The organism is Enterobacteriaceae bacterium ESL0689 (genome assembly GCA_029433525.1).
GTDB lineage: Bacteria > Pseudomonadota > Gammaproteobacteria > Enterobacterales > Enterobacteriaceae > JAQTIF01.
Genome location: JAQTIF010000001.1, coordinates 209,691 through 234,690, shown reverse-complemented (window position 1 = coordinate 234,690; position 25,000 = coordinate 209,691). Strand labels below are relative to the sequence as shown.

23 protein-coding genes, 1 tRNA gene and 1 pseudogene are annotated in these 25,000 nt (G+C 47.7%); 18 read left to right on the top strand and 7 right to left on the bottom strand.

Annotated elements, in window-relative coordinates; translation table 11 throughout:
- Positions 1–439 precede the first annotated feature (439 nt).
- Positions 440–2,086 carry a Na+/H+ antiporter gene (locus PT300_01230; GenBank protein MDF7679316.1) on the bottom strand — a complete coding sequence of 549 codons (1,647 nt, stop codon included), beginning with the start codon at positions 2,084–2,086 and terminating at the stop codon, positions 440–442.
- Between the two features lie 293 nt (positions 2,087–2,379).
- A complete protein-coding gene (locus PT300_01225; protein MDF7679315.1) occupies positions 2,380–3,729 on the bottom strand; it encodes an NCS2 family permease in 1,350 nt (449 codons plus the stop codon).
- A 616-nt stretch (positions 3,730–4,345) separates the two neighbouring features.
- Here PT300_01225 and PT300_01220 point away from each other — a divergent pair.
- Both PT300_01220 and PT300_01215 read left to right on the top strand, forming a co-directional pair.
- Positions 4,346–4,430, top strand: a tRNA-Leu gene (locus PT300_01220).
- A gap of 200 nt (positions 4,431–4,630) precedes the next feature.
- Positions 4,631–5,899, top strand: coding sequence for an integrase arm-type DNA-binding domain-containing protein (locus PT300_01215; protein ID MDF7679314.1), 1,269 nt, complete (start codon positions 4,631–4,633; stop codon positions 5,897–5,899).
- A gap of 52 nt (positions 5,900–5,951) precedes the next feature.
- On the opposite strand, the gene PT300_01210 is transcribed toward PT300_01215, so the two are convergent.
- The 3 genes from PT300_01210 to PT300_01200 all read right to left on the bottom strand — a co-directional run bounded on the left by PT300_01210 (position 5,952) and on the right by PT300_01200 (position 8,406).
- Positions 5,952–6,191: a hypothetical protein gene (locus tag PT300_01210; GenBank protein ID MDF7679313.1), complete on the bottom strand. Its 240-nt coding sequence runs from the start codon at positions 6,189–6,191 to the stop codon at positions 5,952–5,954.
- 182 nt (positions 6,192–6,373) lie between these two features.
- The gene (dcm, locus tag PT300_01205) at positions 6,374–7,606 is read right to left on the bottom strand and encodes a DNA (cytosine-5-)-methyltransferase (GenBank protein ID MDF7679312.1); all 1,233 of its coding nucleotides are present in this window, start codon (positions 7,604–7,606) and stop codon (positions 6,374–6,376) included.
- Between the two features lie 80 nt (positions 7,607–7,686).
- Positions 7,687–8,406 carry an Eco47II family restriction endonuclease gene (locus PT300_01200; protein MDF7679311.1) on the bottom strand — a complete coding sequence of 240 codons (720 nt, stop codon included), beginning with the start codon at positions 8,404–8,406 and terminating at the stop codon, positions 7,687–7,689.
- Between the two features lie 1,150 nt (positions 8,407–9,556).
- Here PT300_01200 and PT300_01195 point away from each other — a divergent pair.
- On the top strand, positions 9,557–11,383 hold the full coding sequence (locus PT300_01195; GenBank protein ID MDF7679310.1) for an ATP-binding protein: 1,827 nt from the start codon (positions 9,557–9,559) through the stop codon (positions 11,381–11,383).
- 185 nt (positions 11,384–11,568) lie between these two features.
- On the opposite strand, the gene PT300_01190 is transcribed toward PT300_01195, so the two are convergent.
- Entirely contained in the window at positions 11,569–12,150 is a 582-nt protein-coding gene (locus tag PT300_01190; protein MDF7679309.1) for an inovirus Gp2 family protein, read from the bottom strand.
- Positions 12,151–12,930: 780 nt separating this feature from the next.
- A complete protein-coding gene (locus PT300_01185; protein MDF7679308.1) occupies positions 12,931–13,140 on the bottom strand; it encodes an AlpA family transcriptional regulator in 210 nt (69 codons plus the stop codon).
- Between the two features lie 572 nt (positions 13,141–13,712).
- Between PT300_01185 and PT300_01180 the strand changes: the two genes are divergently transcribed.
- The 15 genes and pseudogenes from PT300_01180 (at position 13,713) to PT300_01110 (ending at position 24,895) form a co-directional block, all read left to right on the top strand.
- Positions 13,713–14,534, top strand: coding sequence for a hypothetical protein (locus PT300_01180; GenBank protein ID MDF7679307.1), 822 nt, complete (start codon positions 13,713–13,715; stop codon positions 14,532–14,534).
- Between the two features lie 73 nt (positions 14,535–14,607).
- A complete protein-coding gene (locus tag PT300_01175) occupies positions 14,608–15,489 on the top strand; it encodes a 50S ribosome-binding GTPase (GenBank protein ID MDF7679306.1) in 882 nt (293 codons plus the stop codon).
- Between the two features lie 307 nt (positions 15,490–15,796).
- Complete coding sequence (locus PT300_01170; protein ID MDF7679305.1) at positions 15,797–16,348, top strand: hypothetical protein; 552 nt, start codon at positions 15,797–15,799, stop codon at positions 16,346–16,348.
- A 3-nt stretch (positions 16,349–16,351) separates the two neighbouring features.
- Complete coding sequence (locus PT300_01165; protein ID MDF7679304.1) at positions 16,352–16,867, top strand: hypothetical protein; 516 nt, start codon at positions 16,352–16,354, stop codon at positions 16,865–16,867.
- A gap of 156 nt (positions 16,868–17,023) precedes the next feature.
- The gene (locus tag PT300_01160) at positions 17,024–17,365 is read left to right on the top strand and encodes a TA system toxin CbtA family protein (GenBank protein ID MDF7679303.1); all 342 of its coding nucleotides are present in this window, start codon (positions 17,024–17,026) and stop codon (positions 17,363–17,365) included.
- A gap of 114 nt (positions 17,366–17,479) precedes the next feature.
- Entirely contained in the window at positions 17,480–18,313 is an 834-nt protein-coding gene (locus PT300_01155; protein ID MDF7679302.1) for a DUF4942 domain-containing protein, read from the top strand.
- A 76-nt stretch (positions 18,314–18,389) separates the two neighbouring features.
- On the top strand, positions 18,390–18,638 hold the full coding sequence (locus tag PT300_01150) for a ribbon-helix-helix domain-containing protein (protein ID MDF7679301.1): 249 nt from the start codon (positions 18,390–18,392) through the stop codon (positions 18,636–18,638).
- A gap of 3 nt (positions 18,639–18,641) precedes the next feature.
- Positions 18,642–18,917, top strand: a complete 276-nt coding sequence (locus PT300_01145) for a type II toxin-antitoxin system RelE/ParE family toxin (protein MDF7679300.1) — start codon at positions 18,642–18,644, stop codon at positions 18,915–18,917.
- A gap of 118 nt (positions 18,918–19,035) precedes the next feature.
- Positions 19,036–19,824 (top strand): helix-turn-helix domain-containing protein, encoded by a 789-nt coding sequence (locus PT300_01140; GenBank protein MDF7679299.1) that lies wholly within the window; start codon positions 19,036–19,038, stop codon positions 19,822–19,824.
- Positions 19,825–20,118: 294 nt separating this feature from the next.
- Positions 20,119–20,199: pseudogene (locus tag PT300_01135) on the top strand (DUF4102 domain-containing protein).
- Positions 20,183–21,736, top strand: a complete 1,554-nt coding sequence (locus PT300_01130) for a hypothetical protein (GenBank protein MDF7679298.1) — start codon at positions 20,183–20,185, stop codon at positions 21,734–21,736. Before PT300_01135 ends, PT300_01130 begins: the two are co-directional and overlap by 17 nt.
- Positions 21,733–22,152, top strand: a complete 420-nt coding sequence (locus tag PT300_01125) for a DUF935 family protein (protein MDF7679297.1) — start codon at positions 21,733–21,735, stop codon at positions 22,150–22,152. The genes PT300_01130 and PT300_01125 overlap by 4 nt, the downstream gene beginning before the upstream one ends.
- Positions 22,139–23,503, top strand: coding sequence for a PBECR2 nuclease fold domain-containing protein (locus PT300_01120; protein MDF7679296.1), 1,365 nt, complete (start codon positions 22,139–22,141; stop codon positions 23,501–23,503). The genes PT300_01125 and PT300_01120 overlap by 14 nt, the downstream gene beginning before the upstream one ends.
- 14 nt (positions 23,504–23,517) lie before the next feature.
- A complete protein-coding gene (locus PT300_01115) occupies positions 23,518–24,009 on the top strand; it encodes a phage virion morphogenesis protein (protein ID MDF7679295.1) in 492 nt (163 codons plus the stop codon).
- Positions 24,010–24,235: 226 nt separating this feature from the next.
- Positions 24,236–24,895 (top strand): hypothetical protein, encoded by a 660-nt coding sequence (locus tag PT300_01110; GenBank protein MDF7679294.1) that lies wholly within the window; start codon positions 24,236–24,238, stop codon positions 24,893–24,895.
- Positions 24,896–25,000 lie beyond the last annotated feature (105 nt).

Genomic DNA, 25,000 nt, shown 5'->3' with positions numbered 1-25,000 from the left:
ATTGCGTCTCTTTATGGGGTTTTTAAACGCCCGGTATCATTATCAGTATCATTGGCATAGCATACTATGCAAGTCTTAAGGAAAAGTGCTTTCTTTTATTTTTTCCTGTAAATAGATCAAATTTGCCAGATTTCACTTAATAACTATTTGTTATACATCAATTTTATAAATTTTATTTCTATTGATTAACAACGGTGATTATTGTATTGCGATACAATTATTTGGTTATTTTTTAAACATAAAGTGATTGAGCAGACAAGTAATTGGGAATTAATCAGGCGTTATAGTTTCTATAAAAAACAGCGAATTGATATATTTTTGTTAAAAAATTTTAACAAAAATAGAGATCAATGTCATTTTTCCATTAAAAATGATGAGAAAATTCGAACTCTGCACAGACGCCCCGATCAGCAGAGACTGATCGGGGAAGGGCAAGAAATTAGCGGTTTTCTATTAATAGTGTTTCCATCAAATCAAGGTCGTACAGCAATTTTTGCAATGTTTCATTGCTGATTTGCCTGGTCGCACGCAGATGATACAACTCACCCCGTTCTGAACGTAACGCGGTCAGAAGAAACCGACGCTCAAGTTGTTCTTTAACCATCGATGTTTCGATATCGTCACGCCCTTCAATCCGACGGCTCAACGTACCGATGACCTGAGAACTGACTTCAGTAAGTAACTGATTATCAATATTCTCTTCACTGTTTGTCGTCAGTCGTTCCACCATTTTCTGGACAGCGACAATCGCAACATTGGCGGTTGCTACACGTGCCAGCCGCTCTTCATTGACTTGCTGCACATGATCACCCGATTTGATATTCTGCAACAGCAACGGCAGGATAATCACCCCAACCAGCAGGGAAAATATAATCACGCCCGTGGCAAGGAAGATGAGCTCGTAACGTGCCGGAAAGTCATCACCATTTTTTAATAACAATGGAATTGATAAAACACCTGCGAGTGTGATGGCACCACGTACCCCGGCGAAAGTGGCGATCAGCATCTCACGGATAGACCAGGAGCCAAACTCCATCGGTCTTTTCTTCATGACACGCTGACTTAATTTACGCATCGTCCACAGCCAGATAAAACGTACCACCATCAGAGCGATATAGATCATGACGATATCGCTAAACAGTACCCAGGTTTCGACGTTAGGATCTTCCTGCGCCTTGAGCAGTGAATCGGATAAAATGCTCGGCAATTGTAAACCTAGCAGCAAAAAGACCATGCCGTTAAAGACAAACTCCAGCATCGACCAGGTACTGTTGGCACGCAAACGCATCGCCAGTGGCGCGGTACGCATACAGCCAGAACGGGTAATCGTCATTCCCGCTACCGCCACCGCCAGGATGCCGGAAACGCCGATATGTTCCGCAACCAGATAGGACGCGAAGGGGAGCAGGAACAGCAGGACAATTTGCGTGGCAGGCTCATCGCCTCCCCAGCGGCTGAGAATACGCATGGAACGGCCATATAACCAGCTGCCGATAAACCCGGCAAGGATCCCGCCAATCGCGACTTTCAGGAACTCTATCGTCACGCCGCTCACCGTGAACACCATCGTGCCCATCGTCATAGCAACGGCAAACTTGAGGGAAACCAGACCAGAAGCATCATTCATCAATGCCTCACCCTGTAAAATCCCCATGATTTTTTTCGGGATACGCCCCTCGCCGACGATCCCTGACAGTGCGACGGCATCGGTTGGCGATAGCACCGCAGCCAGTGCGAAGGCCGGAATCAGTGGGATACCCGGAACCGCCAGGTAGATCAGGAAACCGATACCAACGACAGTGACCAGCACCAGGGCGAGAGCGAGGCCAAATATTTCCCGTCCGTGTTCAATAAATTCCCGGGTAGGTGTTTTCCAGCCATCCGCGAAAAGCAGTGGCGGAATAAACAGTAACAGAAACAGCTCCGGGTCAAACTCGACATGTAAACCAAAGGTCGGCCATGCGAGCAGCGCACCAATGGCAATTTGCATCAGCGGGAGCGGCACCTGAAAAGGCAGTACCCGGGTCGCGACCCCGGAGAGGGAGACGACGAGAGTCATGATGAGTATTGTGAAGAATATTTCCATATGTTCCTTGTTTGCAGCGTTTATTAGAGTCGGCCTGTAGGGACGCTATCACGTGCTACTTCTGTTCGTGGTCAGTGCCCGAAATCCTCAGCTACTTCATGTATACTGGGGTTTTCCGTGCTGCCCATGTTCATCGTATGCGCGTGAATAACATCTGGTGGGTCAGGCTCTGATTTTGTGTTTGAGGCGTCATGCTCTCCTGCTATATGTTACCCAACTTCACACGAAAAAAACCACGGTATTTATGAAAAATAAAATGGACAGACTGGAGCTGCCCATTTTTGCAAAAAAGCTTAAATTGCCCAGCCACCGACATAGAAGATAACCAGTGCTACCGCAATAATCACCGTACCTGGATTGAGTTTACGCCATTCGCCAGCCACCAGGCGACCAATGACCAGGGTCGCGAAGCCAATCATAATACCGGTAACGATATTGCCGGTCAGAACAATCAGCACTGCGGTAATCAATCCAGTCATCGCATCAACGAAATCAGCAAAGTCAATTTTTGCCACATTACTTAGCATCAACAAACCGACATACATCAATGCGGGTGCGGTGGCGTAGGCAGGAACCAGTCCGGCGAGGGGAGAGAGGAATAAAATCAATAAAAACAGCACACCCACCGTGACCGCCGTCAGGCCCGTTTTACCGCCTGCGGCTGTCCCCGCAGCCGATTCGATATACACCGCCGCAGGTGATGCACCGACAATACCAGAGAAGATGCTACTGAGCGAATCTGTCGTTAACGCTTTACCGCCATTGATGATTTGGCCGTCTTTATCCAGCAAATTCGCCTGACCTGCAACCGCGCGAATGGTTCCGGTGGCATCAAAGGTTGCCGTCATCACCAGCGCCAGCACCGCAGGCAATACCGCTGGATTCAGGGCACCAGCAATGCTAAGGCTACCAATCAAGGAGTGGCCCTGATTGTCACTCAATGAAGGTAACGCAAAAATGCCGGAAAAATGGACGCCTGGATCGAAAATCAGGCCAATAACAGAAATGGCGATAATCGTCAGCAGGATCCCGCCCGGCACTTTCATTTTTTCAAGGCCGATAATCGCTGCTAATCCAGCCAGTGACATCATGGCCGGGAAACTGACAAAATCTCCCAGTGCAACGGGTAAACCATCGATCGGGTTTTTAATCACCAGGCCGACACCATTGGCAGCGATCAGCAATAAAAATAAGCCAATCCCAATTCCTGTGCCTTGCGCAATCCCCTGTGGCAGATTACGCAGGATCCAGCTACGGATCCCGGTAGCGGAGATGATCGTAAACAGCACCCCCATCAGGAACACGGCGCCGAGAACCACCGGGATAGCAATATGTTGCCCCAGTACCAGGCTAAATGCGGTAAATGCAGTCAGTGAGATAGCGCAGCCAATCGCGAGCGGCAGATTAGCCCACATCCCCATAACCAGAGAACCGATACTGGCAACCAGGCAGGTCGAAACAAACACCGCGGCTGGCGGAAAACCGGCTTTCCCCAGCATACCCGGAACCACGATAACCGAATAAACCATCGCCAGAAAGGTCGTCAGCCCGGCAATGATCTCCTGGCGAACAGAGCTACCACGTTCTGAAATTTTAAACCAGGTGTCTAGCACACCACCGGTACGCACTGAGGGCGTCGTCATAGGAAATTTCCCCTGAAAATTTAATTTTCCGTCGGACTGCGCAGCGTTCGCTCCTTGCCCGTGAAATGCGACTTCCTTATGCGCCTTCATCGTATTGATACGATAAAAGCCAGTACAGAACACCACTCATACCTTACGGTGTTAAAGTGAATCGACCCAGTGACCTGAAAAGGGTGGATAAAACAGAAACGCAAACGATTATCCAGCCTTTGGATAGACCTTTTCAACAGAACTTTATGCCTGTGCGTAAAATTTAACCTGGCTTCTACATGTGCTTCTCATGTCATACGCAAACGTTATCGTAGTGGTACAATTTAGTAATATTTTTATAAAAATGACAAGCTGTTTCTTACGTGAACAGCGGATGTGTCGATATAAATGGCTAAGAAGTATCTGATGTACGATGTTTACTGCTATTGATGAGACCGGATCAAAATCATGTTGCGTGTGAATATGTGTGCCGGAGGAGGTCGCTGAAAAGCCAAAACCGGGCTGTCAGCCCCTCAGGGAAAACATGACGCTGCTTTTTTAGACACTTAATACAACTTCTTCTTCCGGCCACTTGCATGGCAGCCAGCGACAGGTATAATCCACAGCGTTTCCGTACCCCTTCTGTGCCGAAGTGGCGAAATCGGTAGACGCAGTTGATTCAAAATCAACCGTAGCAATACGTGCCGGTTCGAGTCCGGCCTTCGGCACCATAAGTATGTAAATGGATCTCAATTGAGGTCTTTTTTTATGTCTAAAATCCGCGCCACACAAGGCTTTCCACGATTTTCTCCTCAACTGAAGTCAACCTAACTCAACCCACATCAACAAGCTTGTGAGTATACTAATGAGTATATTTGTCGATTCGATATTGCTTGTATACTCACGATGTACCAATGGAAGGAGAACCATTATGGCTCTAACGGATACTAAAGTTCGTTCTGCGAAACCTGAGGAGAAAGAGTATTCACTTGTTGACGGCGACGGCATGCTCTTGCTTGTAAAACCTAACGGCTCCAAGTATTGGCGATTTCGTTTCCGTTTTGGTGGTAAACAACATTTAATGGCGTTCGGCGTTTACCCAGATGTTTCGCTGGCTGATGCCAGGAAGAAAAGGGAAGAGGCCAGAAAGTTGGTAGCTGCTGGTATCGATCCTCGTGAGCATAAACGAGCTGTGAAAGAAGAGCAGGCGAAAGAGATTATTACTTTCGAGAAGGTTGCCAGAGAGTGGCTCACTACCAATCAGAAATGGTCTGAAGACCATGCGAAGCGTGTGCAGAAAAGCCTGGAGGACAATATTTTTCCAACGATTGGCGCACGTAATATTGCAGAGCTGGGTACCCGCGATCTGTTAATTCCTATTAAAGCCGTGGAGATGTCTGGACGTCTTGAGGTGGCTTCACGCCTTCAACAGCGCACCACTGCTATCATGCGTTATGCAGTGCAAAGCGGTCTAATAGAATACAATCCGGCGCAAGAGATGGCGGGGGCGGTAGCTTCCAGTAATCGGAAGCATCGTCCGGCGCTGGAGTTAAAGCGCATCCCTGAATTACTTCAAAAAATAGATGACTACACCGGTAGGCCGCTAACCCGTTGGGCAACCGAACTCACTCTACTTATCTTTATTCGATCCAGTGAAATGCGTTTTGCTCGCTGGTCAGAGATCGATTTTAAAACGTCAATGTGGACCATTCCGCCTGTGCGAGAACCTATTCCTGGAGTGAAACATTCTCAGCGAGGATCAAAGATGCGTACACCTCATCTGGTGCCGCTTTCAAAGCAGGCGCTGGCGATCCTGAAGCAGATAAAACAGTTCTGCGGAGAACACGAGCTGATTTTTATTGGCGATCACGATCCGCGTAAACCCATGAGTGAGAACACGGTGAATAGTGCGCTGCGGGTGATGGGCTATGACACTAAAGTTGAGGTTTGTGGTCACGGTTTTCGTACGATGGCTTGTAGTTCATTAATTGAGTCAGGCCTATGGTCGAAGGATGCGGTAGAACGGCAGATGAGTCATATGGAACGCAATTCGGTGAGGGCGGCGTATATCCATAAAGCGGAACATCTGGATGAGCGCAAGTTGATGCTGCAATGGTGGGCTGACTTTCTTGATGCTAACCGAGAGGAAACAATTAGCCCGTTTGATTATGCAAAAATCAATAACCCGATAATTGATTGAATGCCAGCAAGCAGCCTCAGTATATAGCCAACGTTAATTTCATCGCGATGAATCAACGAGATTTAGAACTCCATGTATTAAAGAATATAGACTTTCTCTTTTCTGAAGTGCTTTTTACCTTGTCTTGGATATCAAGGTATTTACTCGTAAAGTCTGCCTGCGTCTGGTTCGACAATGTTTTAGCCGCATCGTTAAAATAGGAAAAGCTTTCGAGGACATTTTTCAAAAGCATCACATCGCGGAATGCCGTTACAACCGCCAGTTGTGCCTCTTCATCCGGTAAACCGTCCACGCTTTCTACTGTTGGGGTCAGCGTTAACAGGCGATGATAATCATTGAAGTACTTGGTGCGTGAAGATTATAAATTTGAAATTTATTTCGGATATCTATCGTAAGAACAATTTAGGAATGAATCTAATGAACCCAGTATAAGGTAAGAATGTAAGGGTAGGCTATGAAGCCTACCCTGTATGGTTATTTTTTATTTATTTTTTCTAAAAGATGTACAACGGATTTACCAACGGCAAATGATAGATTAACAGGAACAGCATTCCCTATTTGCTTATATTTCGCTGACATTGGACCTTCAAATACCCAGTCATCGGGGAAGGTCTGTATTCTTGCGTACTCACGCACTGTTAATGGTCGTGTTTCTTCCGGGTGACAACGCTCTGTTTGTTTCTGTGCTGGGGCACATGTTAAAGTGAGGCTTGGTTCATCCCAAGACAAGCGACGAGCCATACCAGTTTTACCACCGCCTAAATAAAAACTCTTGAGCATGTATTCTTTTTGGATATCTTCTGGAAGGTCTCTCCAGTACCCACCCGGAGGAACCATGCTTAGAATCTCGGCTTTTCTTTTAGGGTATTTTTGCCCCTCAGATTCTGGCACATCGGTATCGTACAGCTCTCCCTTTTTTAAGGCATCTTTAAGAGTTAAGATTTTATTGTAAGATGAAGGCCACTCATAATCTATGTCATTAGCAAGATCATTTCTTACAGCCACTATAATCAAACGCTCGCGTTTTTGTGGCACTTTATAGAAAATAGCCTTAAGTACCCTTGGCTCAAATAAAGTGTAGCCCAAGTCTGTGATAATATTTTTTATAGTATCTAAAGTTCGCCCATCATCATGATTTAGCAATCCACGTACATTCTCTGCTAAAAGAACTTTCGGATTGATTTCTTTCACGGCTCTGGCGAACTCAAAGAAAAGGGTACCTCGTGTATCTTCAAAACCAAGTTTTTTGCCTGCATAAGAGAATGCTTGGCAAGGGAAACCGCCAGCCAGTACGTCAACGGTATCCCTATAAGGGGTGAAATCTACTTGACTCACATCACCTTCAACCACATTCCATTCAGGTCTATTTTTCCGTAGCGTCTTACAAGCATGGGAATCAATTTCATTTAGTAAAACAGATTTTAAACCTGCTTTTTCCAAACCTAAAGCCATACCTCCTGCGCCAGCAAATAATTCTAATATAGTATAATTATTATTGCAGGTTTTAGGCTCATCAGACCACTGACTTTTAAATAAAAACTGAGCTTGCTCAAAATGTTTAAGTTGATCTTTTCTATAAAAACGATAGTTGTTCTCGTCATTTCGTTGAGAAATTAATTTTCCAGCAGTGTCCCAACGCCTTAAAGTTTCTTTTGACACACCCAAAATGTCTGCAACTTCTGAAAGTGAAAACTCTTCCTTTAACATACTTAGTAACCATGCCAACATTAGTCATGGTTACTACTGTATGGATTTACACTGGCGTTGTCAAACGTTGATCATGGTTATCAGCCGTAAGCGAGACCAAAATACTTAATAAAAGAATCTTTATCAGTGATGGAGAAGCCTTTCTGCCCGAGACGTTCGTTCAAAACATACTCAATTGCGTGAGGAAGAGCATTATAAAGTTCTTGCAGAGCATCCGGTCTGCCCGTTACGAGCTCATAGAAGCTCGCGCCATCAATGATTCGAATGTTAGGATTCGAAGGGCATAGAGTACCGCTGCCTTTATTGGAGGGGGTAAAAGGGATGTTAGACCTGACAGGTTTGCGAGGGATTATATTAACAAAGTAAGCGCAGTAATCCTTAAAACGGCTATGTTTAGGTGATACCAGTTCATCTAAGCCTTTATACTTGTCAGCTAAGTCCCCGCCAGTAACCGTTGAGTATTTATTCTTCACCTCGGCAATGATTCTTCTCTCTTCGTTGAGGAGATCAACGATGCCCCCAATTCCCATGTCCTGCCATCCATCAACATGGCCGAGGATTTTTTGGTGAAACGTACCAACATGATTCTGAATGGTTTTCTGACGTTGCCGTGCAAGTTCGGAGTTTCGCCACTCTTCATGGGATGAGAAACCCGGAGCTTCAAAAAGCGCGCCAAAAGGGTCAATCACATTGCTGTTAAAAGTCTTCTCAGCAGCGTCTTTTTTCTTTTTAGCTTTAGTTAATAAGGTTTCAACTTCGCTAAAAAGATCTTCATCACTGATATATTCAAGTAATTCCATGGCTTTCTCTCCATCATTCTTTATAATTCAATGACCTGTTTGTGTAGTAACCTTTGGAAACTATTGCTGTTACGGCTAATTACGCAGCAGCTCTCAAAAACATCATTGGAGCAAGTCTTCCCATCATAACGATTGCGGACATAGATGAGAACGATCAATAGGCATTTAAATGATAGAAAGGGCGGATGTTTGCTGCGGCGGGCTCTGAATGGCTTGTGCTAAGGATTCTAACAATATCAACTTGTTACAAGAATAGAGGTTTTACCCGACTGCCCACAGTATTAGATACAACCTCAGTTATTAATGTCGGTTTGAGACCCTGACCCCAAATATGCTCCAGTCATAATCAGGAATTACCGGCTTCAGTCTGGCTGCGTATTCTGGCAACCGGCAGATTTCTTGGCAAATTCGGACGGGGTCATCCATCCCAGTGCAGAAGTGGGACGCTCCTGATTGTAGTGCATGTGCCAGGCTTCGATTTTGCACCGTGCACCCTCCAGGGACATAAACCAGTTCTCGTTCAGACATTCCTGCCGTAGCCTGTCGTTGAACGACTTCACCGTGGCATTGTTCGTAGGTGTTCCCGGTCGTGAGAAGTTTATACGGATCCTTCGTTCATACACCCACTTGTCCAGCATATTTCCTGCAAATTTAGATCCATTATCGGTTTTCAGCAATTGGGGTAAAGGAAGTTATGAGCGCAATGGTGTTCAGCATCTCTGCAACCTTCGTTGAGCGCAGATTCTGGCTCACGCAGATCCCCAGACATTCCCATGTGTAGAGATCAATGATCGTCAGTAGACGTAACCGACGCCCGTCAAATAAGGCGTAAGAGACACAGTCCATGCCAAGACATGATTCGGATATCGGCGATGCGTTGCTGCCAGAAACGGGCGTATGTATAACTCATTAAAATGGACCCCGATGGGTTATCGTTCATAACCACTACCGGTGCCGTTAAAAAACTTTCGTAAAGCCTGTCGTTGCAATGCCATACCAGATTGCCTGGTATCGAACGAAAACCACGGCTCCCTGCGATATTAGCCAATGAGTTCCGAAGATAAATCAAACCATCATCAATAAAAATATTCACCTGCCCGGTAAAATAGCAGTTAGTTCAACTGAGCGGTTCCATCAAAAGGGAAAAGACATGCGACTGAAAAGTATGGCAGTTAAAAATTTTCGCTGTTATGCAAACGAAGTAAGCGTTGAGTTTGATGACCTGACTACCTTTGTCGGACGTAACGACATTGGCAAATCGACAATTCTTGAAGCGCTGGAGATCTTCTTCAACAACAGATTGGTATCTATCGAAAAAGGCGATGCATGTATTCACAGCGGGCAGGACAATGTGGAGATCACCTGCGAATTTATCGAACTTCCGCCTTCCCTCACGCTTGATTCTGGCGCGGAAACTGCCCTCCAGGAAGAGTTTCTGCTGACGGGAAACGGCTCACTGAAAATCCGTAAGATCTTTAACTGCTGTAACAAAAAGCCGACTGCCGAGATTTTTGTCATTGCAAACCATCCCACGGCCGCTGGTTTTGAGAACCTTCTGGAACTGAAGGAAAAAGAACTTCAGGCCATGGTGAAAGAGCTTGACCTCGATGTTTCGCTTAAGGGGAATCCCGGAATGCGAAAAGCCATATGGGCGGTCTCAACAGATCTGCAATTGATGGAAACGCTACTTCCCGTCAGCAAAGCCAAAGAGGACACAAAGCGTATCTGGGAGCAAATCGAGAGCTGGTTACCCATGTTTGCACTTTTCCAGAGCGACAGAAGCAGCCGGGATTCCGACGATGAAGTACAAAGCCCGATGAAAGCCGCCATTACGGCTGCACTGGCGGAAGTCCAGGACGACATCGCCAGGATCCAGTTGAAGGTTCAGCAAAAGGCAGAAGAGATTGCCCTAAACACACATGAAGCGCTGAAGAGCATTGAGCCAGGCCTGGCAAGCGAGCTAACCCCTGAATTTACCCCTCCCACACCGGCAAAATGGCAGGGACTGTTCTCTGTTGGTCTGAACACTGACGGAGGAATCCCGCTGAATAAGCGTGGCAGTGGTGTCCGTCGTCTGGTGCTGGTGAGCTTTTTTAAAGCCGAAGCGGAACGACGTCTGAAATCCAGTAATCGTCGCAGTATCATCTACGCCATTGAAGAGCCCGAAACCTCGCAGCACCCTAATTACCAGCGGATCCTGATTGAGTCATTTAAATCGCTGTCCCTCGAAACCGGCTGCCAGGTTATCCTTACCACGCACAGTCCTGGATTTGCTGCAGAGCTGCCGGGTGAAAGCATTCGCTTTGTCTCCCGTGATGCCGCTACCGGGCAACCGACCATTCAGGCTGGTGCTGATGTTTTCGGCATCGTCACGGATACGCTGGGCGTCACACCAGACAACCGGGTCAGACTGCTGTTCTGTGTCGAAGGACCAACCGATGTCGCCGCCTTTAAGGCTCTCAGTAAAGCGTTGCACGCAGAAGACAACACGCTTCCCGATCTGGAGAATGATGAACGTGTGGCGTTTATCGTACTGGGTGGCGGAACGCTCAAGCACTGGGTCAATGAAAATTATCTACGCGCCCTGAATCGCAGGGAAATTCATATCTACGATCGTGATGTTCCTGCTTATGCCGAAGCAGTCAATGCCGTTAATGCACGTGCCAACGGATGCTGGGCAGCACAGACGCTGAAACATGAAGTCGAAAGTTATCTTCATCCCGAAGCCATTCACGAAGCGTTTGGGGTGATGATCGCTGTCACCGACCATCCTGTCGGTGGTAAAGCTACCCCTAAAGTGTTTGCAGAAGCCTATTCGCTGGCTCAGGGCTTTGATGGTGTGATGAAAGATAACCTTGCCAAGGCACGTCTGGCAGAACGGGCGTTTCCTTTGATGACTGCCGCCCATATACACGAACGCGATCCTGAGGGAGAAGTTGTCGGATGGATGCGGAGGATACGTGACATGCTTCAGTGATGCCGAGACACCCAGATAGCGCTTTCTGTTCTACGATTGGCTGCATCCAGCGATAACCCGGATAGCACACTGCACCACCCCGATCCTTTCCCGGGACAAACGGTGTGCCTCCCAACATGGAGAATGATTAACTGGTAACGTCTTCATCCATTTGATTAAATGTCTCCATTCAGTGTAGAACTGGTTCACCTGACACTTCCCCCGAATGAACGTTCTTCCTTGCTGTAAACTTTGGTACGCTCTTTGGCAAAGTATTCCAGGTGGCTCCGTAAATTCAGAAACTGTTGCCCATAGCGATCCACACGAAGACGCTCCAGATAATGTGGCTTATTGATGAAGGAAACCAGCGTCCTGTACTCAGGAAATTCGAGCAGCCCCAGAGCACTTAGCCATGCCTCGCAGATGTAACTCCCGAGGTTATGGTCTTCTTTCGAATAATTCCCTAATCCATTAAACGTATCTTTGTTGACGAATATCGCCATGTGGTAATGGGATTTGCCGCTGGTTCCCACCTCACGTACCCAGACGTGTCTTAGGTCAGTTGGGCAAACCTGATGGCCTTCCCGCTTGCGTCGTTTCTGATGGGCTGTGATACGGGCTCTCAGCGACCCAGTTACTCGTTCCATCAATCCTGAACTCAGATCAGGGGCACTAGCAATACTGTCGCTTGTATCACGATGCTCAGGCAGTCTGAGTACGAAGGTGAATACGGATGTCCTGGCATGGGCTGTTATAGCGAAGTTGATAATATCCGTAATACGATTCATATAGCCCGGATTGATTTCCCCAAATTTAAGGTTAGTCATAAGTATTACTCCTTTTGCGTTTTTCTCAGGCGAGCGAAGCCTCTGCCAGAGCGAATGGCAGTAATGAATACGTTGGTTTTTTGATATTTATGCCTTTCCTAGGTAGGGGGTGTTATTTTTCCGTTATTATCCCATGGCGGTTATAACTGATGGTGCACAGCAATGGTTTCTATTTTTGAAGTGTGTCTTTCATTTTTTTTGATATTTAAATATTTTTTTTGAGAGTATTTTAATATATCAAAGTTGAATTAATGTATGTATCTAAAATAAATAAAGTCCTTACATTAATTCAGTTGCTTTACGCTAAATTAGTCATGGCTACATATTTAACGCTAAAATAAAATGCACTCTCTAAAATACATTGTCAATCACTTTTTATATCCGCCCACATATCTACCTGCATATGCCATTAGCTTGCTTGACTATGATTTAATATATTAAATCCCCTTATGTATGAATCTCTTTGTATATATTAATCACTTTATATGTTAATTCCTTTGTATATATAATATATATACTGTGCAATGGGTGGTGATTGATATATACCAAAGCCTTTTCTTATGCGGGGTTTTATATTACAGGTGTTCAGAATTTACTCCAGGATTAGCAATTCAGAACATAAATGAGAATCTGATAATCAGGACATTCGGAAGTGCTCATGGACAACGTCTTTTTTATCCATTTTTGCTTCTGCCAGGCCACCAGGAGCTAAGCCTTGCTTCCATTCTTTTACAACCATGCTCAGTTACCCCGGGAGTCTGCTATGCGCTGCTGCACCCAGGCTTCCACTTCGCTCTTTAGCCAGCGAGAGCTGCGACCCAGTTTGATTGGCTTAGGGAACAGACCTTCACTGATGAGTTTGTAGAACCATTTGTCTGTCATTTCGGTATAGGTGGTGATGAATGCCATATCGACAAGCTGGTCGTTCAGCAGAGCTGGTGATGTATTCATGTGGATATCTCCTTTACGTTGAATGTGAAAAGGAGGAATGACTGGTTTTCATTGTTGTGTGGCAGCCTTCCTCAGGGGATGGAAGGCCGTGTAAAAAATTAATGAAGCTGGTTGTTACCCACTTTCCTCCGTCGCGTAAGAGATGGATAAAACGTCACTTCTTTGACCCGGAGCAGATGACATGCCATAGCGATCCATTGGGTATGGCAGGCAGCGTCTGAGAAGATTGTTGTCGCAGTAATTTTTAACTAACTTCCGGTTCCGTGAGATTCTCAAGGTAAAAAGTACCTTCTGACTAGAGGGGGACTGGTAGATTTCTGAAACGACCGCATTTTAGTTAGCGCTATGAATTTTAACGTTAAAACAAAAAGTAACCTACTTTTATAAGTCACTTTTAAATTTAAGCAAATGCGATAAATGCCCTAAAATTATTAAATTTAGGGTACTTCTAATTTTTTAATTATTATCAAATTAAGGTAAATTAGTTGTGCGATGGTGATGGGGGAACTTCCGGAGCAGGAAGGTAAACCAAAAGGCAAATGCAGAGAAATCAGGAACAGCCTGGGGGATGTATGGCGTATAAATACAAAGCAACGATGTACTATTCTGATGAGGAGACTGAAGCGTTTCTTCGTGACAAAGCTGTGAAGTCGAATGGGAAAAAAAGTACGTCTCATTATCTTTACTCTCTGGTCACAAAAGAGAGAGAAAATCTGATGGCTAATAATGACATCAAAAATAAACCCGTTCCGGTTCGGCTTTTTCCCGAACATGTTAATTCAAAAGAATTTAGTGTGAATGGTTCGGTTGAGTTTTTCGGGCTGTCTGATGTATTTCACCCTCATAAAGGAGAAAGTTCTCTGATACGGAAAAACCAAAAAGCTTTGATGGAAACAATTGACGATAAAATTCTTGAACACGTTGCTAATCATTTTAGCAACCATGGTCACGAAGTTAACGATAAGTCGTTTCGGATTGTGCTGAAGACATATGTGGCGTGTTATTACTGTAATATTAACATTGTACCCGGATTGTACTCCGGAACGTTTACTGCTACGTGCAGGATGATCACTGTCAGCAGGAATGAATGGGACAAATATGGCGGGGTGCTGGATTTTGAAAACGTACGCTATATAAAATACGAAGCTGTAGCTAAAGCAGAGCGAAGAATACCCAGAGGCCTCTGTAAGATCGCTGAATCACTCAGGACGGATACAACCGGGGCTTTTTTTATACCGGTGCTAACTTTACAAAAAAACTTTCCTGGGGAGACGTTAGCTGAACCTGTGATGATCAAAGGTGTTGATCTTTCTTTTGGTAAAGAACGTCTGAAGTTTAAAACCATGAATGAAAGTCAGAAGAAAAGGCATCTGATGAAACCTCAATACAATTGATTGAGTTGTAAATTATTTCAGGCCTATATTACTCCTGTGATATTGAAAAAAATTCTTTTATCACAGGTGAAATATGAACAATGAATCCTCTAAAATAATGCCACTACAGCAACTCCTTTCGCAGTTGCCTGCTGATGCGACAGAAAAGATATGCCGTCAACTCAGCCGTATCATAAGTTATGAACCCTGTATCGGACTGATGGGAAAAAGTGGCGCAGGGAAATCCAGCCTCTGCAATACACTGTTCAGTCCACCTCCCGCCAGGGTTGATGCCATCAGCAGCTGCACCCGCACCGTTCAGCGCTATAGGGTCACTCACGGCACACATACGCTGACCCTGGTAGATTTTCCTGGTATTGGCGAAACTCCTGAGCTGGACAGTCTTTACCGTCGCCTGTATCAGGCATGGTCCGGCAGACTGGACCTGATTGTCTGGGTACTCAAAGCCGATGAGCGGGCCTGGAACGAGGATATACGCTGTTACCGCGAGTTACTCCGCAGCGGAGCAGTACCGGAGCGCTTTATGTTTGTACTCAGCCAGGCGGACAAAATGGAGCCCTGCCGGGAATGGGATGGGCAGAATCACCGGCCCTCGCAGCAGCAGCAACATAACCTGCAGGCCAAAACCCGACTAGCCGAAACCCTTTTCGTTACTGCCCACCCGGTCGTTGCCGTCTCTGCTGCAGAGCACTACAACCTGCATCACTGGGTGGAGGCCCTGATACTGGCGTTACCGGTACACAGCGGCAGCGCTGTTTCCCGACATCTTCACCCCGAACTTCGGACCGACACGGTTAGGGAGACAGCGCGTGAGGGATTTGTCCGCGTGACCGGGGAGATATTTGATGAAGCTGTGAACACCCTGAAGACTTCCGGGATGCTGGTTCGCTATCTCCACCAGCTCCGCCACCGGTTGCTGACTATTGCCCGCGCCGTCTGGCATCTCCTGTTCTGATTTTATCGTGTCTTTTATCGGCACATGTTCGATCTGTTTCGACGATCGAAATGAAAGCCAGTAATAGATATTGGCTATCAAATAAACTTTATTGATCGTCGTATTCGATATAAAATAACGATCGGTAATCAATTATCGATCTGAATTAACGATTATCACGCCAGAAAGTTAGGCAGTACGATCTGCGCTGAAAATAACTCGCAGCCTCTTCCTTAACCATTCCAGTAAGTTGTTTATAAAGGAGTCTTTCCATGTTTTTGTTCGTCACTGTCTTCAATGAGGAAATAACATTCCGGGGGGAAATGGGATGAAATCCTATCCGTTGCTTCGTGCAGACCTGTTCGCTTGGTGCCTGGCGGTTGTTCTCCCGATCCTCTGGTTTGTCCTGGTTCTGAATTTTCCGCAGGCTCTCGCGCTTGTCATTTATTTGGTCATTGCCTTGGTCTGGGTGTTGCTGGACCGTACTAACCTGGTGAAACAGGGCATTTCGCCGCCATCCTTTATCTGGTTCTGGTTCCCGGTGGTGTATCTCCGTCAGCGTGACCAGATGCAGGATAAACCCTGGCGACTGATGCAGGTCTGGTTGTTATGTACTGCCCTGTCGTTTGCGGGATTAGATCTCCTTAACCGGCAGTCAGGTACGGAAAATCTGGCGCAGAATGCCTGTGCCGTCGTGACGAAAATCCTGCATAAAGAGGGGAGTGATGAGCGCTGTATCCGCGTGACGGATATGCATGAAGAGGTCAGCGGTCGTTTCTGGCAGGCGCAGGCATTGCTGAATACCGGTGTAAAGGAGCCCGTGACCATTGAGGTCAGGGGCCGGGATATTTATGTCGTTTTACCCGAAGCGGGGGAGTAAAAGATGGAACGTGTCAAAAGTATTACTTGTAATTTGCTGTTAAACATAGTGATTTTATTTGCGGTCACGTCAGAAGTGTCTGCCGCCACATCGGACAAGTTGCGTCAGGCGCATTATCAGCGCTGTGCCAAACCGGTGTTTTACGCGCAGACCACAAACCACAAAAAGGAGGTGGAGATTTGTATTGTCACCCCGTCGGTTTCATATTCGTTCGGTAAGGTGGGGGCAAAAAGCAAAGAGATGGATATCACCGTCCCGGCGCAGGCAACCACTTACGCGTACCAGAGCAATCATGTCATCAGTATTCAGGATTTTACGGTCAGAAATGGGGATACAACCTATCAGGTTTCAGCGGGTTCGAATGATTCAGGGGAGCCTTTTGCATCGCTTTACGTATATAAAGGCACTCCGGAGACTGGAAAGCTGCTGGCCGAAATCAAACTCGACCCGAATACGGTAGCCAACAATATCAGCCATTCTCTGGCGAATGATGGGGTCGTTCAGGCAGACAGCCTGTGATAATCCGGACCTCTCTGGACAGTTATTCCTAGCTCGTCCGGTTACAAAGGAATGATCCCGAACCCAGGCTCACATAACCGACGCCTCTCTCTTCATCGTCATTTACCCCACTCAACACTGACCGATTTTAGCCTCACCCTTAACGAGAACAACCCCATGAAAACTTTACCTGCATCAACTCTGCGGGCGGCTAAGCCATGCCCGACGCCCGTAGTTGTCTGGCAAACGCTACTTACGCGCCTGCTGGAGCAACACTATGGCCTGACGCTGAACGACACGCCGTTCAGTGATGAGAACGTTATTCAGGAGCATATCAACGCCGGTATTACGCTGGCTGATGCCGTTAACTTTCTGGTGGAAAAGTACGAACTGGTTCGTATCGATCGCAGAGGATTTAGCAGGCAGGAACAATCGCCTTATCTGCGGGCTGTAGACATTTTGCGGGCGCGACAGGCAACGGGTCTGTTGCGGCGAAGTCATCATCCTTCGACGCGCTGAATCTTGCGAGCCTCCTTCCCGAATTACATTCCCGATCTGTCTTCCTTATTTACTCATTGCATAATGCGCCCGCCACTCCCGGCAGGCGCGTTTGCTTTTATACGGACAAAAATCATGCAAACAGAAGCTGAAGTTTTAACCGACCATAATGAGCTGATTTGTTCAACCAGTATTGAACGCATTGTTACAGGACGTGATGCTGCGCTGAGCCTGATAGAAATCCTGATCCAGGAGCTTGATGATATCTCACGGCTAACCTCCAGCATCGGTGGTGATGTGGCGGAGCATTGGGCGATGCGACAGGGCCATTCCTTTGACTGCTGGCTGATGCAACCAGTAGATAAAGCGATGCCGGTGATTACCCACAATATCGATCGCAGTATCTGGCGCGATCTCATGCTGAAGTCCGGGATGTTGACCTTGATGGATGCCGAAGCCCGCAGCCAGTGGGCTAAAAACCTCGAAGAGGGCGATCTTCCGGCCATCAGTGAAGCCAACATCCTGAGTACCTTTGAACAACTCCACCACAATAAACAGGATGTTTTCGAACGTGGGATTATCAACGTATTCAAAGGACTAAGCTGGGACTATAAAACCAACAATCCCTGTTGTTTCGGTAAGAAGATCATCATCAACAATCTGGTGAAGCACGACCGATGGGGCTACAGCCTGAATTGGGGTTGGCGGCGCGATCAGTTAGCCGATCTGGAACGGATGCTCTACTTGCTGGATGGTAAAACCATTCCTGATAACCGGCATGATGTCTCCATTCGGTTTATGGACTTTGTGCGCGATAATCCGCATCAGCAGGTTTTCGAAGACGATTTTTTCACCATTCGCTACTTTCAGAAGGGCAGTGGGCATATCACTTTTAAACGCCGGGATCTGGTGGAGAAGATGAATGATATCGTGGCGAAGCACTTTCCGGGGATGTTGCCTGCGAAATGAGATGTGATGTTTTTATAGGCACCTCTATGCTAATCTTAATAGGAGTTATTAAATGTTATTAACGGAGATAATCCCTATGGGTTCGCTTACTAAACAAACCATCAGCGCACAGATACCCGTTGAATTGGCTGCTGCTGTTGAGAATCTAGCAATTGAGTTAGATCGTTCTAAAAGCTGGATTATTAAGGAAGCGTTGACCAGTATGCTGGCCGAAAGAGAACGGCGTCACCAGAGCATCCAGGCCGGTCTTGCCGATGTGGATGCCGGGCGCGTGGTGAGCCACTCGGACATGGTGGATTTTGCTAATCGCTTAAAGAAATCCTGATAAATGGAAATTTACTGGACGCTTAAAGCTCAGGATGACCTGGAGCGTATCTACCGTTTCGCCCTTCAGTATAGCCGCCAGCACGCCGATGACGTTTTGGATCGTCTGATTACTGGTTGTGCTGGTCTTACAGCGCATCCGGCAATTGGCGTACAGCAGACTCGGTATGAACCTCGGGAAGTCCGAAAAGTATTATTCGATGATTACGAGGTTCACTACGAAATTCGTGACAATGACATATATATCGTGGATCTATGGCATACCAGAGAAGAACGATGAAAAGATGCTCTTCACATTAGCGAGTATTTGCCACTGACTAAAAACTCATTTTTGTGTTTTTTACTCTTTATTGTGTTTTAATGATATCCATTACTTCTTGGTAAGTGGGGAGGGCATCATGCAAAACAAAATCAAAGAACTTCGTACTCAACTATCAATCACTCAGCGTGAATTGGCGGATATGGTTGGTACCAGCCAACAGCAGATCCAGCGTATAGAGACAGGGAAAGTTGCGGCCAAGTTAGGACTGGCGCAGGCGATAAGCGCTGTTTTAAAGAAACCATTGAATGCAGTTTTTCCTGGTAACGATACTTTATTGCAAAAAGTGCGTAATCAAAGTAGCCGTAGTGATGATGATCTGGAAAGCATCGCCGCTAGTGGTATTGAAATGGATGGCTGCATTTGGACGGTGAAACTCTGGTTACGAGGGCAGCAAGATTATTTGCTGTTACCCATTTCCCCGGCTGATAAGCGTCGTTTTTACTCATACTTTCAGGAAAAAGCAGCGCCTGATTATGAGCATTTCTTTGTTTTCGACTCTGAACAGCATCGTTATGCCTTAAATGCCCGAGAGGTGATTTTCCACCAATTCTTGTTTGATGGTTTTCCACCTATCCCTGATGAAGAGGCAAATGAAGAAAGATATGGGAATGTCCATATCACCATGGTGAATGGTGGTCCGGTTATTGAGCTTTACTGTGAGCCAGATGAGTCTGAGGACGAAAGTGATGGCGATATCGGTCAGTTGAATGCATTTTTTGACATTCTTGAATCAGAGCCGGAATCAACCGAGCGGTATCAGTTAACCGACATAGATGGGGAAGATGCTTTTATCCGTATTGGTTCTATTGCTATGGTGCGAGTCGCGCTTGACGCGTTAGAACCTGTGGAAGATGATGAGGAGTAATTTTAAGGTACACGAACTTTCAGAGAATCGCGTTGAGTATACATGTGAGTATATATGGCGGTTCTCTTATTTTTTAATTTCAATTATTTCAGTTGGTTACGTCGAGAATCGCGGTGCGGCCTTCGCACCATAAGTAAGTAGATAGACGTCCAGTGACGTCTTTTTTTATGTCTTAAATCCAGTCCCTACAAGGATTTGCGGTGTATTGAGGTGTTTTAACGTCCATTGCAATCCTCACCCACAAGGGGGCATAATCGGGGGCACGTCACTTCGATTAGGATTTGTGCCCCCAAAATGAAACTCAATGCCCGCCAGATAGAGACTGCAAAACCAAAGGATAAAGCCTATAAGATGGCTGATGGTATGGGGCTGTATTCTCGCTATCCCCAAAGGTCGTCGTACCGGCATTACATTTGCCTGGGGGCTGAACTCCACCCTGATTGCTGGCGCACAGAAAACAGCAGGCGGCGACAATGTCTACTATATCGGCGATACCAAAGAGAAAGGGTTGGAATTTATTGGTTATGTGGCTAAATTCGCCAGAGTTATTGCTGAGCAGCAGGCACAGGAAGTCTCTGCAATTGAAGAGTTTTTATTTGAAGATCAGGATGAAAAGGGAAACACCCGACAAATAACCTCTTACCGTGTGCGTTTTGCCAGTGGATTCCAGGTTGTTGCACTGTCGTCCCGTCCGGCCAATATTCGTGGTCTGCAGGGCGTGGTCATTATTGATGAGGCGGCGTTTCATCAGGACGTGCAGGGCGTACTGGACGCCGCAACAGCGCTGCTGATCTGGGGTGGGCGGATTGTGGTAATCAGCTCTGAAAACGGTAAAAATAACCCATTTCATCAGTTTTGCAACGATATTGAGGCTGGTCGTTACGGTAACGACGCGGTGGTGTTGCGGATCACTTTTGATGATGCAGTAACAAATGGCCTGTATGAGCGGGTCTGCGCCATGAAAGGTGAGCCAGCGACAATTGCAGGTAAAGAGGCCTGGTATAACCGAATCCGTAACGCCTACGGCCCCCGTAAAGCAGCAATGCGTGAGGAGCTGGACGCCATTCCCCGTGACGGTAACGGGATCTGTATTCCTGGTGTCTGGATCGAGCGGGCTATGCCCGAATCCCGCCCGGTCATTCGCCTCGCTCTCGAAGACGACTTTATTAATCTGACAGAAGCAGAACGAGCAGCGTGGGGCAGTGACTGGATTGAGCGTGAACTGCAACCGGTCATGATACAGACACTCAATCCGACATTGCGGCATGTTTTCGGCATGGATTTCGCTCGTCATCGCCACTTTTCGGCAGTTGTTCCTGTAGCGCTTACACAAAACCTTGCCCGCGATGTGCCATTTATTCTGGAGCTGAACAATGTCCCGTCAGCACTCCAGCAGCAGATCCTGTTCTGGCTCATTGACCACCTCCCTCGTCAGTCGGGTGGTGCAATAGATGCAACAGGTCCTGGAATGGTACTGGCAGAATATGTCGCTGATCGTTACGGTCGCCCACGTATTGCAGAAATTACACTGAATCGCCAGTGGTATGGCGTCTGGATGCCGAAATTTACCGGTCTGTTTGAGGATGGACTGATTACATTGCCACGAGATGAAAATGTGGCGCAGGATCTGCGGGTAGTGGAAATGATTGACGGTGTTCCTATGGTCGCCAGGCTGGAGAAAAAAGATCTGAAAGACCCGGAACTGGTACGCCACGGTGATACTGCAATTGCGGGTTGTCTGGCAAATTATGCCGCCCTCAATCTAGCCTGCGAGATAGCATTTCAGTCCACTGGCAAACGTGACATTTTCCGCGTACTGACTGGTTTTGACAGTACCAGCAGTGCTGGCGAACTGACTAACACCGGGTTTGGCACGGTACGGGGTATAAACGATTTTGGAGGCTATCTGTGAGCATTCTGGGGACACTCAAATCAGCACTGAACCGTAAACTCCCCCGGCCACAGCTCGGCCGGGAGCTGGCCAGTACCGGTGACGATCGTGATATCACCCGCCCGTGGACGCCAGTCACTCAGTTTGGCACGGCCTCTTTTGCTGAAGCAGCACCGAAGACTGACACCGATCCGGTGGCACAAATGTTGGAACGTCTGAACAACGAATTACAGCCAGCAACCGACAGCTGGATAGAGCAAATCCATAACCTGGTTAATCGGGTGCAGTCCCTGGAACAACTGCGTGATGAACTGATCACGCTGCTGCCGGAAATGACGCTGGATGATTATGCGGCAGCGCTGGCACAGGCCCTGTCTGCTGCACAGCTGGCCGGGCGTACTGATATCACCGGGGAGGCGGCACGTGACCACCGCTGATCTGAACTATGGCTCTCTGCCGTTCTCCGAACAGATCGAATTTTTCCGCCGCAAACTGGCACTGCCCACTACCGGCTGGACGGATATCTACAACGCCGAACATGACTGGGCGTTTGTGGTGGCCGGTGCTAACCGTAATGACTTGGTCACCGATTTGCAGCAGGCGGTAGATAATTTTATTGCTGAGGGACGTACTCTGGAGGAGTTCCGACAGCAGTTTTCTACTATCGTGGATAAATATGGCTGGAGCTATAACGGTGGGTTTGGCTGGCGTACTCGTGTGATTTATGACACCAATTTACGCAGTAGCTATCAGGCTGGTCGTTACGCGCAGCTGCTGGTATCCCGTGACACGTTGCCCTACTGGGAATATATCCACAGTGATGCTGTCGAACATCCGCGCGAACTACATCTGTTCTGGGATGGCCTGCTGCTGCGCTGGAATAATCCGTGGTGGGAAGCACATTTTCCGCCTAATGCGTGGGGCTGCCAGTGTACTGTTCGCGGTCGCTCAGAGGCGTGGCTGAAACGTCATAATCGTAAAATTGATACCGCTCCGGAAACCGTACTGGAAGAGCGAACTATCGGTCAGCGTAGCGTTAACGGCCCCCGCAGTGTACAGGTGCCGGAGGGGATTGACCCCTCATTTGAGCACGCGCCTGGGCGCTCAAGACTAAACAGTCAGGTTCCAGCGCCCCGTGGTGCTGAGCCGCTCAGTGGTAATCTGTCCAGCCTGAGCAGTACTGGCGTGCCGGGAGTTCCTTATCAGCTACCCGTTGATGCATTGCCCCCGCCACGCACAGCCAGCGCAGATCGCCTGTTGCCAACCGGATTAACCGACCGGGAATACGCTACCCGGTTTTTGTCAGAGTTCGGGGCGACACTGGATCAGCCGGTGGTTTACCGGGATGTGGTGGGTGAGCCGCTGGTTATTGGCTCGGAGCTGTTCACAGCCCGTAAAACAGGCCAGCTTAAAATCAGTAAACGCGGGCGCGAGCGATTTCTGGCACTGCTGGCCGACACCATCCGTCAGCCTGACGAAATCTGGACGCGGCTGGAATGGAATATGGTACTTAAAAAGGCGATTATCCGCCGCCGCTATATCGCCCGGTTTGATGTTGAGGGAAAAAGCACACCGGCACTGGCTGTGTTTGAATCAGGTACAGATGGCTGGTCAGGTGTTACTACCTTTGCCCCTGACAGGAAGGATACCTGGAGTCGTTACGGATGGGTATCCGGGTTTACCGGCGATCAGCTGAGAAATAACCCCGACCGCCGCCACAGCCGGGATACGTTGCGCGTGGGAGTGGAGGTCCTGGCGGAGACTGCCCGCGCAATCCGTTTAACCTGATAATAGGACAAAAAATGAGTGGAGTCACGATAACCGTGGCGTTCAGTGCCCAGGCCGCACTGGACAGCCTGGCAAAAATGGCTCGTCAGTTATCCAGTCCCACGGTACTACTGAGTGAACTGGGTGAGGAGTTACTGGATATCCACGCCGAACGTTTTCGCAATCAAACCGCGCCGGATGGTACGCCGTGGGCAGCACTGCAACCCTGGTATAAAGAACAGAAATCACGTAATCAGGAAAAAATCCTGACGCTGGACGGTTATCTGAGTAGCACGCTGCGCTGGCAAATCAACACAGGTACGCTGTTGTTTGGCACAGATCGCCCTTACGGTGCTATTCACCAGTTTGGCGGAACTATCAAGCCGAAAACCGCTGGTGCGCTTAACGTAGGGGGACGTCTGGTGAAACAGGTAACTATCCCGGCACGCCCCTGGCTAGGAGTCACTGGCCGGGATGAAAAACGTTTGCTGGATATTGCCCGTGACTGGCTGAGTACAGAAAAATAATAAACCGCCTGCAGGCCATTCTGTGCGTTTTCGCCAGGTAAAAGCAGTAAACTGTCGCTACTGGGGACCGCAGGGCTATTATAATAGTTTTTAATACGCTTCCCGGCGCTGTTTCGATCCTTTCCCGCTTCACAATTGCGTTTTATTATCTGCCCGTGGGCAGATTACCCTCAGACCACTCATCCGCATAATGAGCATTATTGATCAACCAGAAATAATGCTCGCTATGACTATGCATACCCCAGCAGCCACACTCCCGGTTTTTGCGCCTGGTACTCACACTGCAATGGATGGCAGGACAATTACGTTCAGCGCTGAAAACTGTATCGACCTGGCTGCCAGCTACGATCCGGCTCTGGCTGAAGCGCCATTCGTTATCGGTCATCCACAGTTGACCGCGCCAGCCTGGGGCTGGGCCGCGCGTTTCGAGTTTCGCGATGGCCTCCTCTGGGCTGCGCCAAAACAGGTCAATCCGGCATTTGCCGAGGCGTTTAATGCTGGCAGCTATAAAAAACGCTCGTTGTCATTTTATCTGCCGGATTCCCCTGGTAACCCCAAACCCGGTCACTACTATCCCCGTCATGTTGGTTTTCTCGGTGCGGTACCACCGGGCGTAAAAGGACTGCCTGATGTGCAGTTTGCTGAAGCAGGCGGCGAGAACGGCCCGCTGGAATTTGCCCTGCCGTGGGAGAGTGACAATCTGGCCAGCCTGTTCCAGGCACTGCGTGACTGGCTGATTCAGGAAAAAAATATCGAGCAGGCTGACAAAATTATTCCCCGCTGGCGTATCCAGTCGATCCTCGACTCTGTCACCGGGAGCAACTCATTAAAAGAGCGGCTGATCGCGTGGCGGCAAGGGCTACAGATAGCGTCAAAGGCTCCGTAGCTATCCGCGCAGTCAGGATTGTTGATATAAAATACAACACGGTATTTCAGCGTCATAACCCAGATATTTTTTCCATCAGATTATTTTCTCTGTTAAACAAGTTAC